This is a genomic window from Nitratireductor sp. XY-223 (genome assembly GCF_004959855.1).
GTDB lineage: Bacteria > Pseudomonadota > Alphaproteobacteria > Rhizobiales > Rhizobiaceae > Hoeflea_A.
Window position 1 is genome coordinate 65528 of the sequence record NZ_SPNT01000013.1, and the last position, 12470, is coordinate 77997.

At 62.3% G+C, this 12470-nt stretch carries 8 protein-coding genes and 1 pseudogene; 5 read left to right on the forward strand and 4 right to left on the reverse strand.

Annotated elements, in window-relative coordinates:
* Positions 1 to 83: 83 nt before the first annotated feature.
* The 3 genes from E4M07_RS25645 to E4M07_RS25655 all read right to left on the reverse strand — a co-directional run bounded on the left by E4M07_RS25645 (position 84) and on the right by E4M07_RS25655 (position 3966).
* A complete protein-coding gene (locus E4M07_RS25645; protein ID WP_136661275.1) occupies positions 84 to 1040 on the reverse strand; it encodes a substrate-binding domain-containing protein in 957 nt (318 codons plus the stop codon).
* An 83-nt stretch (positions 1041 to 1123) separates the two neighbouring features.
* Positions 1124 to 2392, reverse strand: a complete 1269-nt coding sequence (locus E4M07_RS25650) for an ABC transporter permease (RefSeq protein WP_136661276.1) — start codon at positions 2390 to 2392, stop codon at positions 1124 to 1126.
* Positions 2393 to 2412: 20 nt separating this feature from the next.
* Complete coding sequence (locus E4M07_RS25655; protein ID WP_246660612.1) at positions 2413 to 3966, reverse strand: sugar ABC transporter ATP-binding protein; 1554 nt, start codon at positions 3964 to 3966, stop codon at positions 2413 to 2415.
* A 423-nt stretch (positions 3967 to 4389) separates the two neighbouring features.
* On the opposite strand from E4M07_RS25655, the gene E4M07_RS25660 reads away from it, so the two are divergent.
* Complete coding sequence (locus E4M07_RS25660) at positions 4390 to 5502, forward strand: fumarylacetoacetate hydrolase family protein (protein ID WP_136661277.1); 1113 nt, start codon at positions 4390 to 4392, stop codon at positions 5500 to 5502.
* 2 nt (positions 5503 to 5504) lie between these two features.
* Positions 5505 to 7044: pseudogene (locus E4M07_RS25665) on the forward strand (aldehyde dehydrogenase (NADP(+))).
* A 352-nt stretch (positions 7045 to 7396) separates the two neighbouring features.
* On the opposite strand, the gene E4M07_RS25675 reads toward E4M07_RS25665, so the two are convergent.
* On the reverse strand, positions 7397 to 7768 hold the full coding sequence (locus E4M07_RS25675) for a hypothetical protein (protein ID WP_136661279.1): 372 nt from the start codon (positions 7766 to 7768) through the stop codon (positions 7397 to 7399).
* Positions 7769 to 7846: 78 nt separating this feature from the next.
* Between E4M07_RS25675 and E4M07_RS25680 the strand changes: the two genes are divergently transcribed.
* From E4M07_RS25680 to E4M07_RS25690, 3 genes are all read left to right on the forward strand, one after another.
* Positions 7847 to 9160 (forward strand): transferrin-binding protein-like solute binding protein, encoded by a 1314-nt coding sequence (locus E4M07_RS25680; protein WP_136661280.1) that lies wholly within the window; start codon positions 7847 to 7849, stop codon positions 9158 to 9160.
* A gap of 346 nt (positions 9161 to 9506) precedes the next feature.
* Positions 9507 to 11894 (forward strand): calcium-binding protein, encoded by a 2388-nt coding sequence (locus E4M07_RS29910; protein ID WP_136661281.1) that lies wholly within the window; start codon positions 9507 to 9509, stop codon positions 11892 to 11894.
* On the forward strand, positions 11813 to 12470 hold a 658-nt coding region (locus E4M07_RS25690; RefSeq protein ID WP_136661282.1), incomplete at its 3' end, for a calcium-binding protein. The genes E4M07_RS29910 and E4M07_RS25690, both read left to right, overlap by 82 nt.

The following is a 12470-nucleotide window of genomic DNA, read 5'->3' on the forward strand; positions in this document are numbered from 1 at the left end:
TGCTCTGGAATGTTTGTTGCGCAGAAGCCAAGGCTCCTGCGCAACCTTTGTGCCCCTCAGGAGGAAGGGGCCTATATTGACGCTTACTTGAGACCGTTACGCTTCAGTATTTCATCAGCATTTTCAATTGTCACGGCCTCCGTACCCAGGACCACAGACTTCTCGACCTTCTCGCCTTGCAGGTGAGCAAGTGCCTGGCGAAGTCCTTCAGCACCCGGCGTCGGATAGAGGAATGTCGCCGCCAATTCGCCATTGGCCACCCAGGTCACGCCCTCTCCCGGCAGCGCGTCGACACCGATGAACATGATGTCTTTCTCACGGCCAGCATCCTTCGCGGCGAGATATGCGCCGTAGGCCATAGGGTCATTGTGACCATAGACCATCGTGATGTCTTCGTGATTGCGAAGCGCGGTTGACATGATGTCGTATGCCTGATCCTGCTTCCAGTCACCCGACTGTTGGTCGAGTAGGAATTTGACACCAGGTTCGTTCTCGAAGGATTCATGGAAGCCGTTCGCTCGGTCATGGGCCGCCTGCGTGCCGAGACCGCCCCAGATTTCCACGATCGTGCCAGAGGCCTTGCCGGCCCCACCAAGCTTTTCAAGCGCGAATTTCCCGGCAGCCTGCCCGATCAGATGGTTGTCGCCGCCGACCCACTGGACGAACTTGTCCGTGTCGACATTGCGGTCCAGAACGAATACGGGAATCCCGGCATCGGTCGCCTGTTCAACGACACCGGTCAGGCCGGCCGATTCCTTCGGAGAAATAAGGATTGCATCCACTTCCTGGCGAATGAAGTTCTCGACATCCGCAACCTGTTTGTCGGTCCGGTCGTTCGCATCGGCGATCAACAGTTCGACATTCGAATGCTTCTCGGCTTCGGCGCGCAGATCCTTGTTGAACTGCACGCGCCAGGGTTCGACCGTCGTTACCTGCGAAAATCCGATGACGTAGTTGTCGGCGGCCAAAACCGCGGTCGCGCTGGTTGCCACGGTGAAGGCGGCAACACAAAGCCCCTTGAAGAAACTTCTTCTATACATATTGTACTCCCTTGTCATGGTTCAGCCCTTGGGCTGATTGGCAAATACCCTGGTCTCCGGTCCATCAAACTGCGAGATCAGGGCTATTTCTCTCCGCGAAGCTTTCCTTTCAGCCCGGAGAGGAATTCTTCAATCCGTCCTTCCTGCAGAAGCACGGCAGCGACAATGATCGCTCCCTTCAGGATCAACTGCGTATTGCTGTCTATGTTGTTGAGCTGCAGGATGTTGCTGAGGAAACCGAAAATCAGCACACCCACGAATGTTCCCAGGACAGCGCCGCGCCCGCCCATTAGGCTTGTGCCGCCAATCACCACTGCCGCGATCGCATCCAGCTCAAGTCCGAGACCTGCATCGGGTTTGCCCTGACGAAACTGAGCCACGTATAAAATGCCCGCCAACGCCGACAGACCGCCTGCGGTCGCATAGGTGACAATCGTGTTGCGTTTGACGTTAATGCCCGCCAGCCGCGCAGCTTCAGAATTGCCACCTATGGCGAGCAGATAGCTGCCGAATGTTGTCAGGCGGGTAAGCGCGTAAAAAATGATCAGTATGGCCAGGAAGAATAGGCCCGGCACCGGAATCACGCCCCACAGCAAACTTCGCAGGATATCGAACTCCTGGACCGCATTGCTGCCCGTGTAGACCGGATAGACGGCAGTATCCTGTCCGGCGATTACGCGGGCCAGCCCCAATGCGCTGACCATCATGGCGAGAGTCACGATAAATGGTTGCAGCCGACCGTAAACGATCAGGGCGCCGTTTATCGTTCCCATCACAACACCGACACAGGGCACGGCCACCAGCACGCCGAACACGCCGAATTTGGTCTCCACCTGCGTTGCCAGCCAAAGCATGGCCACGATTGCGATGACTGCCGCGATGGCGATGGACGGCACTTTCCCCGGCGCACCGGTCCGGACCTCAGAGGTCGCCCGGACTTGTGTCTGCAGAAACAGGACCAGTGCCGAAACCGCGACAAACAGCGTTGCACCGGTTGCGGGTATGCTGAACATGCTCGCCGCTGTCCAGCCATCCTGGGTCAGCAACATTGCGCAGATGACCGTGCCCAGCGCCAGTACTGAACCCACCGAAAGGTCGATCCCCGCGATGAATATGACGAGTGTCATGCCGACCGCGACGATGCCCGTGACCGACACTTGCCTGAGAACATCAGTCAGATTGCCGATCGACAGGAAGATATTGGCCCCTTTGGACGAAAGCGGCGATGTCAAGGCGCCGAAAACGATCAATGCCGCCAGGCCCCAGTAGAGTTTGGTCTTCTCCAGCAGCTTGAGCAGCCAGAGGCGGCGTTCGAGCTCCTGCGTGGCGGTTGTTTGTTGGGCGTTGCTCATGCTCACGTCTCTGGCTCGCGTCAGTCGAATTGCATTGACAGGTATTTGATGGCGTCCACCGACATTTCTTCCCGGGTCAGCTCTCCGGCGACCTTTCCGTCGCAAAGGATAATCATGCGGTCGCATACCGCCAGGAATTCGGGGATCTCCGAACTGGCGAAGAGAACGGAGAGCCCTTGATCGGCAAGGTTGCCGATCAGCTCATAAATCTCGTCCTTCGCGCCGATGTCGATTCCGCGCGTGGGCTCATCCAGAAGAAGGATACTCGGCTGCGTTGCCAGCCACTTGCCCAGCACCACCTTTTGCTGGTTTCCGCCGCTCAGCCGACCGACCGTATGCGTGACGCCAGTCGCCACGATCTTGAGTTTTTCAATCGCTTCCCGTGCCTGAGCATCGCGTGCATCGGCGGAGAGATATCCAAACCGGGACCGGCTCGGCAACAAAGGCAAGATCACATTATCCGCGATGGACCGGTCGAGCAGCAGACCGTCGCCCTTGCGATCCTCGGTGATCAGGGCGAGCCCCTGCCCGACCCCATCGGACGGCGTGCGAAGACTCACGGGCTTGCCGTGTATTTCCACCACGCCCGTGTGGTTACTGCCGTGTGCTCCGAAAAGTGTTTCCAGCAGCTCGGTCCGCCCGGCACCCAAGAGGCCGCCGATCCCCAGAACCTCGCCTCGTCGCAATTCGAATGACACGTTCTGCAGAACCTTCCGGCCGGCAGCGCTCGCACTCAGATTGCGCACGGCAAGAACGGTTTCGGCCGCTGGCGGTTTGAAGCGCGTGACAGGCTTGATCTCCACGGACCGCCCGACCATCATCTGGACCAGATCCTCCGGCGTCGTATCGGCGGCCAATGTCGTGCCGATGAGATTGCCGTCCCGCAGGACGGTCACCCGATCAGATATCTCGAACACCTCATCCATCCGGTGCGAGATGTAGACTATGGCAACGCCCTGCTGCGCAAGATCACGAACCACCTCCATGAGAATGTCAGCCTCGGTTTGCGACAGAGCCGAGGTCGGCTCATCCATGATCAGCAGCCGTGCATCCATCAGCAGTGCGCGCGCGATCTCCACCAACTGCTGTTCACCAACGCGCAGGTCCTTGACCAGTGTGTCCACATCGAGGGAAAAGCCGAATCTCTTCAGAGCGTCCCGGGCGGTTTCGCACAATGCGCGGCTGTCGATCATCATGCCGCCGAGCTTCGGCTCCTGACCCAGCATGACATTCTGGGCCACCGTCATCTCCGGTATCAGGCTGAGTTCCTGATGCATGATGACGATACCAGCTTGGTTGGCTTCAGCGGGAGAAGCAAAGGCAACGTCCTGCCCGTCGATCTGCATGGTGCCAAAGCTCGGGTCCTGGACGCCGCTGATGATCTTGACCAGCGTGCTCTTGCCGGCACCGTTCTCACCCATCAGGGTGTGAATCTCGCCGCCGGTTATCTCGAGATCCACATCCCGAAGGACGCTGACACCCGAGAAGGATTTGCCGACTCCGAGGAGCTGCAATGTGATCCGGCTGTTCTGCGCGAGCATGTGCTGCTGCGCCAGCGAGAGATTGGTATTCAATATCCTCCCCCCAGATTGCTCTGGTTTCAAATATGAAACCACTTCATATATGAAGTGTCAACTATTTTGTCGGGGGCTGTGATTTATCGCGCGGCCGGGCACGGCAATAAATAGACACGGGGCGATCCGTTGAGACACAAACGAACGGCGGTCTTCGTCGCCCCTGACCAATGTCTTGCTCGTCAACAATTCGCGAAACGGAATTCAGCAAATGGCCGATGGGAAGCTGCAGGGGCGAGCTTGTTGCGCACTCAGAAATAATGCAACAACACTCGACTTGTCAACTAACATGTTAGAGTGCTAGTTACGAAAGAAAGGCCAAATCCGTAATGTTCCCCCAGTGAGGCCTGGGATAATGAGCGCATGTCGCTGGAGGCGATATCTGTCAGCATTCCGCCCGGCTGACCAACAAAGAGGATGGGTATGACGTTCCCAAAACTGGATCTGGACGGGCTGTGGCTCGGGCGTGTCGAGCGCCCGGATATCGGTCCCTGCGTCGTTACAATGCGCGAAGGACGGCTGGTGGACATTACATCGGAAACCGCACCGACCGTGCGCGATGTTCTGGAGCGAAGGGATGCGCCCGAATATGTCCGCGCCGTTCCCGGAACCAATCTCGGCGATGCGGAAACAGACCACAATTGGTTGGCGCCCTGCGACCTGCAGGCCATCAAGGCATGCGGCGTGACATTCGCCGGATCAACGGTCGAGCGCGTGATTGAGGAACAGGCAGCCGGAGACCCGACGCGCGCGCAGTCGATACGCAACCGCATCGGATCGAAGATCGGCGCAAGCCTTTCCAATATCGTTCCTGGCTCCGATGACGCTGCCGAGGTCAAGGAGGCCCTGATTTCGGAGGGCTTGTGGAGCCAGTACCTCGAAGTCGGAATCGGTCCGGACGCCGAAGTCTTCTCGAAGGCCCAGGTCCTGTCGTCCGTCGGATTTGGCGCCGACATCGGCCTGCACCCGATTTCGACCTGGAACAATCCCGAACCCGAAGTCGTACTGGCCGTTTCCTCGCGTGGGAGGATAAAGGGCGCGACACTAGGCAACGACGTAAACCTGCGTGATGTCGAAGGACGCTCGGCATTGCTGCTGAGCAAGGCCAAAGACAACAACGCCTCCTGCTCCATCGGCCCCATGATCCGCCTCTTCGATGAAACATTCTCCCTCGACGATGTGCGGTCGGTGGAATTGGCATTAACGGTCGCGGGACCGGACGGGTTTGAACTGTCTGGAAACTCCTCAATGTCTCGCATCAGCCGGGACCCGGAGGATTTGGTGCGTCAGACGATCGGGCCCCACCACCAGTATCCCGACGGGCTGATGCTATTTCTTGGAACGCTGTTTGCGCCGACACAGGACCGGGACGTGCCCGGCGGCGGCTTCACGCACAAGCTGGGAGACATCGTCACCATCAAAAATGACAAACTCGGATCTCTGATCAACACCGTGCGACTGTCTACCGAATGCGCCGAGTGGCGCTTCGGAGCCTCACACCTCATGCGAAATCTGGCCGGCCGTGGCTTGTTGTAAGGATGAAAACCGTGATTACTGGAGTGCATCTCATCGCCGGAAACTGGACCAATGGCGAACATACTTTTTCTTCCGAACCCGCCCATGGACCGTCGCATGAATTCGCGGTTGGAACCTCTACCCATGTCAACGCCGCGGTCGAGGCCGCCGAAAACGCTTTCGAGAACTACGGCTGGTCCAGCCGGAGGGATCGCGCCAGGTTTCTGAACGCGATTGCCGACGAGATTGACGCGCGCGGTGTTGCGATTACAGAAATCGGCAGCCAGGAAACCGGTCTTCCTGAAGCACGCTTGCAGAGCGAATGCAGCCGGACGGTAGGACAGCTCCGGTTGTTTGCCGAGCATATTCTGAAAGGCGATTATCTAGACCTGCGCCACGATCCGGCGCTGCTCGACAGGGAACCTTTGCCGCGCGCCGATTTGCGCCTGATCCAACGTCCCCTGGGGCCGGTCGCCGTCTTTGGGGCCTCGAACTTCCCGCTGGCATTTTCCGTTGCTGGCGGCGACACGGCAGCGGCGCTGGCCGCCGGATGCCCTGTTGTCGTCAAGGGTCACTCGGCGCACCCCGGAACCGGCGAGATCGTTGCACAGGCCATCGAAGTCGCCATCAAATCGACGGGCATGCACCCGGGTGTTTTCTCGCTGGTTCAGGGCGGAAAACGCGATGTGGGAACCAGCCTCGTGCAGCACCCCCTCATCCGCGCCGTCGGTTTCACCGGTAGCCTGGGTGGCGGACGGGCACTGTTCGACTTGTGCGCGCGGCGTCCGGAACCGATCCCGTTCTTTGGCGAGCTCGGCTCCGTCAACCCGATGTTTCTGCTACCGGCCGCGACATCCGCGCGCGGCGGCGAAATCGGCTCGGCCTGGAGCAGCTCGTTGTCCATGGGCGCAGGCCAGTTCTGCACCAATCCCGGCATCGCCGTTGTCATTGACGGCCTCGACGCGGACGCCTTCCAGTCCGCCGCCGAAGCGGAACTGGGTGCTGTCGGCGAGCAGACAATGCTTACCGATGGCATTGCAGACGCCTATCGCAAGGGCACGACGCGGATTGCCGAGGGCAACGGAGTCAGGCAGGTCATCGGCACGACGTGCGACACGCGGCATGCTGCCCCTTATCTTTTTACTGTGTCCGGGGACGACTGGCTGGCCGATGAAGCGCTGCAGGAAGAGGTCTTCGGACCGCTGGGCATTGTCGTGCTGGTACGCGATATGGACCAGATGCTTCGGATTGCGAAATCCATTCAAGGACAGCTGACCTGCACTATTCACCACGACGACGAAGACAAGGCGGTCGTTCAAAAACCTGCCGATACTGGAGCGCAAGGCAGGACGCCTTCTGGCCAACAGCTTCCCGACTGGCGTCGAGGTTTGCGACAGCATGGTGCATGGCGGGCCTTATCCCGCCTCAACCAACTTCGGGGCGACATCGGTCGGTACCTTGTCCATTCGCCGCTTTCTGCGCCCCGTTTGTTATCAGTCAATTCCCGCAGAATTGCTGCCAGAAGCTCTAGATGATGAATTTATCAAGGAAGCCGGGCAATAGGTGCGGCGATGAGTAAGCAGAACTGATCCGATTTCAATTTTGCGACTTGCGTGTCTCGCCTGGAGATGACAGGCGTCCACCAAACACAATTCAATCCGCGGCACGAAACACCAAAAACGACTGCACTTTTTGCATGTTGTATGCGGAAACGGCTAAAATTTGTCGTTCTGGAGCATTTTAAAAGATGGGACGAAGCATGGCCTGTTGCGCCACTGGTGTCCAATGCACAGGCAGACAGAAGGCACGGAAATGCAATAAGCTCGCTTGTGGTACAAGGACATGCTTGGAATCGTAACATGCTTTTGCCTGAGATCGATTGCCGTATCGGTACGGTGCAGGCTGTTCCTCACGGTCAAGTCCGAGAAGTGCTGGAAATTTGTCCTGAGGGTTTTTCCTTTGAGGTGGGTTTGCCGAGGCCGATCTGAGCCTCGTACTCTTTGTCGAGCTCGGTCCTGACGGCGGCCATCTGGCGGCGCTCGAATTCGGTGATCCTAATCGGTCTCCACCGCTCGGCAGCACGTGTCATGGCGGCAAACATCAGTTTGAGCACCGGCTTTTCGCCCCAGGCGTTGGGAATGATCTTCAAGCGCCGGCGCTCTTCGACGAACAGCCGCTCCAGCAATTCTAAGACTTCACCCGGAAACTCCGCGCGACACGTGAGCAACATGCCATTGAGATCGCTCTGCGTCAGGCGCGTTATCGTGCACAACCGCCCGATGTCCAAACCCGCCAGCTCCTCCAGCGTTTCCTATGGGCGTTTGCCAGCAAGCCCCAGATATCCGCAGAGTTCGGACACCGAGCAGTGGTTGGCATCGGCAAGGCGCGCGCGGCGGCGCAGGCGGCCCATGAGTCGGCGCAGGCGGAGGCGGTGAAGGCGGCCGGGCTGGAGGTGAAGGTCAGCCACGACGACGATGGCAAGGCGACCTACAGGGTCGGCGACGTGATGATCGTTGCGGCCGCGCCGAAGACCACCATGACAGGAGACGGCAAGACGGTCGTGACCGGGCGGCTCCGGGACTTCGTCGCCGTCGGGAACACCGGCCGGGCAGCCGTCGCCTACCGGGCCGCGGGCGGCGGCAATGCCGAGCGCCTGGCCCAGCCGGCGGTTGCGGCGCGCCGCATCGGCATCGGCAGCGTGACCGACTCCGCCGATGACAGCGCGCGCCTGGTGCTGGTCGACAAGTACGTGACCCCCGACACCGACACGACGGCCGGGATCTACAGGACCGATGCAGAACCCACTTACAACTGGGGGTTTGAGAACACCATAACCGACACCACGCCCTACGGCACGACCACCATTGGACAGAACACCTATACGATCAGGCGGGCGCAGGGCGTGTTCTACCTGGCGACCGGCTCCAATGCGGCCCCGCGAGCGAAGCCCGGCGGTGGTTCGCCGAACGCCAACGCCTTCACCGTCACCGCCAATGCGAAGCCCGTGAACATCTACTACTACGATGACGCGAATGGCGCCAGGACCTGGCTGAAGCGGGAAAAGCGCTACACGGAGGAGAACCCTCATCAAGGCAGCGGCAACTCGGGCATCCGGTACGAGGCCGTCTCCGCCCTGGAGAATGTCCGGTTCCCGCAGGCGCGGTCCTTCGAGCACCTGAACTACGGCGTCTGGGCGGGTCTGAAGGAGGATGGCGACACGCTCGCCGGCCTGGGCGCGGGGTTCGTCGCCACGCTGCCCGACGGCAAGATGACCCCGGCCGATGACATGCCGGCCACCGGCACTGCCACCTACCGGGGCGGCTGGGCGGGCAATGTGCGCGCCGCGGCCGCGGACGGCGATGGCGCGGTCGCGGCCTGGTCGAATACCATGACGACGACGGCCGACTTCGAAGACAACACCCTCACGACCACGCTGACCGGCCTGGCGACGCTGGAGGGCGATATCGACGGCAACGGGTTCTCGGGCACCAAGGTCAGCGGCGTCGGCACCACAGGCGGGCTGACCGGCGGCGACCGGTACACCGGCAAGTTCAGCGGCAATTTCTTCGGCCCGGGGGCCGAGGAGATCGGCGGCGTGTTCGACATCGCCTCCGAGGACCGCAAGGGGGGCGAGGCCCGCGGCGCCTTCGGCGGCCGCAGGGACGGCACCACCGAGTAACGGGGCCCCTGCGCGCCAGGAACCCCGGCGCCCGGTCCCTGCCTTTCGCGGGCATGGCGGACCGGGCGCCTCGCCTTCATCACAACCGGAGCCGTGACACGATGCGCAGCCACACATATCGCCTTTGCAGCCTGCCGCTTTCGTTCCGCCCTTTCGCGGGTCTGCTCCGGCGCGTTTGCCTATTCATTCCATAGCCACATCCACCCCGGGGGGGGTACACTTTCACGCAAGGTATCCGGGCACCGCCGGTTCACACGGTGTGGCACTGGGCGCGGGCGGCGCTGACGGCAACCCCGGTTGCGGCCGCGGTTTCCGGTACACGACACGCGATCACGGGAGAGGAAACATGGCACGCGACGAAACAGTTTATGGCGGCGATGGCGCGGACACGCTCACAGGGACCGAGGGCTCCGACAGGCTTTCCGGCGAAAACGGCAACGACAGGCTCTGGGGCGGCGGCGGCGCCGACACGCTGTGGGGCGGCGACGATAACGACACGCTGTATGGTGGTGATGATAACGACACGCTGTGGGCCGGCAGGGGCGCCGACACGCTGTGGGCCGGCGAGGGCGACGACGTGCTCCACGGCGGCCGGGGCAACGACTACCTCCTCGGCGACGGCGGCGCCGACACCTTCGCGTTCGCGGCGGGCGACGGCAACGACACCATTGCCGACTTCGGGGACGGCGACAGCATCGAGATGGCCGGCGTGCCGGGCGGGTTCGAGGGGCTGGACATCGGGCAGGTCGGCAACGATACCGTCATCCGCTACGGCGATGGCGACACCATCCGGCTGGTGGGCGTGACGGCGGCAACGCTCGGCGCGGACCGCTTCCGGTTCATTGACAACCTCACGCTGACGGGCGGCAAGGGCGACGACACGCTGACGGGCGGGCGGGGCAATGACACGCTGAGGGGCAAAAAGGGCGACGACACGCTGAACGGCGGCGCCGGCGCCGACACGCTGAGGGGCGGCTGGGGCGACGACATGCTGAACGGCGGCGCCGGCGACGACACGCTGAAGGGCGGCAAGGGCGCCGATGTCTTCGCGTTCGCGGCGGGAGACGGGCGCGACACCATTGCCGATTTCCGAAAGGGCGACACGATCCGCATCGACGGGGTGAGCGGCGGGTTCGCGGGGCTGGTCATCGAGCAGGACGGCGACGATGCCGTCATCCGCTACGGCGGCTTCGGCGACACCATCCGGCTGGCGGGCGTGACGGCGTCAACGCTCGGCGCGGACGACTTCGCGCTGCCCCAAACGCCGCCCGGCGGCGGCCAGGGCGTCCACGGCGCCGGCGTCAGGGACGGCGGGAACGGCGGCAATGCGCCCCTGCCCGGCACGCAGCAGCAGGCGCCCGGCGAGGAGCAAAGCAGGTCACCCGCTGGTACGGGCGAGAGCCCGGCCGTCGCTCTGGCGCCCATCGGCGTCACCCTTCACGGCGGCGACGAATACGACCTCCTATACGGTGGCCACAGTTCGAGCAACCGCCACGATGACGACCGTGATACGCTCTACGGCAACGGCGGCGGCGACTACCTCTTCGGCGGCAACTACGAGGTTGACGGCAACGACGGCGACGATGAACTCCACGGCGGCGACGGCCAAGACCACCTTTATGGCGGCAACGCAAGGGGCGCCGGCAACGACGGCAACGACAAGCTCTACGGCGGGGCCGACAAAGACTGGCTGTGGGGCGGCAACCGGGGCGGCAAAGGCAACGATGGCGACGATGAACTCCGCGGCGGTGACGGCGACGACCACCTCTACGGCGGCAACATCTTCACCTTCCGCGGCGGCGGCGACGACGGCAACGACAAGCTCTACGGCGATGCTGGCGACGACTACCTCTACGGCGGCAACTACGGCAGCAACGGCGATGACGGCGACGATGAACTCCACGGCGGGGCCGGCAACGACTACCTCTACGGCGGCAACTACTTCAGCCACGGTGACGACGGCAACGACAAGCTCTACGGCGGGGCCGGCGACGACTACCTCTTCGGCGGCAACTCCGGCGGCGACCCCGACCACTTCGGATACGCCGGCGTCAGCCGCGACGGCGACGATGAACTCCACGGCGGCGACGGCGACGACCACCTTTATGGCGGCAACTCCGGCGACGGCCGCGACGGCGACGACACGATCCATGGCGATGCTGGCGACGACGACATCTTCGGCGGCAACCGGGGCGGCAGCGGCGACGGCGACGACACGATCCATGGCGGCGACGGCGACGACGACATCTATGGGGGCAACCACGGCGACGGCTACGACGGCGACGACACGATCCATGGCGGCGCCGGCGACGACGAGATCCATGGCGGCAACCTGGGCAACGGCTACGACGGCGACGACACGATCCATGGCGGCGACGGCAACGACACGATCTACGGTGGCAACACTTGGACCCAAGGCACAGGTAATGACACGATCTACGGCGATGCCGGCAACGACACGATCAGGGGGGGGGCGGCAGCGACACGATTTATGGCGGCGATGGCGATGACACGATCGACGGAGACGTCGGCAACGACACGCTGGAGGGCGGCAAGGGCAATGACACGATCGACGGAGACGTCGGCAACGACACGCTGGAGGGCGGCAAGGGCAATGACAGGCTGTGGGGCGGCGGCGGCGCCGACCGGTTCGTGTTCGGCAGTGGGGACGGGACCGACACCATCCATGACTTCGAGGACGGGACGGACATCCTCGTCATCAAGGGCGGATTGAACTTCTCCGGCCTGACCATCACGAACAACGCGGACGGCGATGCGGTGATCACCGGCTACGGGAACAACGCCAGCATCACGCTGGAAGGCGTGTCGGCGTCAATCCTTACCAATGCCGATTTCGACTTCCTCGGCATCTACGGCGGGGACGGCGACGACAGGCTCACGGGAGGGGGCGGCGACGACAAGATCTTTGGCGGGGACGGCAACGACAGGCTCACGGGGGGCGGCGGCGACGACAAGATCTTTGGCGGGGACGGGGATGACACCCTTTATGGGGGGAGGGTAGTGGTTTTCCGTCGGGTGGCGGAATCGGCGGCGACGCAATCGGAAACGACCCATTACTTCAGCGGGAGCGGCGGCGACACGCTCGAGGGCGGCAAGGGCAATGATACCCTTCATGGCGGGGACGGGTCCGACCGGTTCGTGTTCGGCGCGGGGGACGGGACCGACACCATCCTTGACTTCGAGGACGGGACGGACATCCTCGTCATCAAGGGCGACCTGAAGTTCTCCGACCTCGACATCAAGCAAAGCGGCCATGACACCGTGATCACCGGCTACGGGAGCTACGGGA

What these genes read in the sequence shown, in the direction of transcription:
- E4M07_RS25645 (WP_136661275.1), bottom strand. Translation starts at nt 1,040, where the DNA reads ATGTATAGAAGAAGTTTCTTCAAGGGGCTTTGTGTTGCCGCCTTCACC.
- E4M07_RS25650 (WP_136661276.1), bottom strand. Translation starts at nt 2,392, where the DNA reads ATGAGCAACGCCCAACAAACAACCGCCACGCAGGAGCTCGAACGCCGC.
- E4M07_RS25660 (WP_136661277.1), top strand. Translation starts at nt 4,390, where the DNA reads ATGACGTTCCCAAAACTGGATCTGGACGGGCTGTGGCTCGGGCGTGTC.
- E4M07_RS29910 (WP_136661281.1), top strand. Translation starts at nt 9,507, where the DNA reads ATGGCACGCGACGAAACAGTTTATGGCGGCGATGGCGCGGACACGCTC.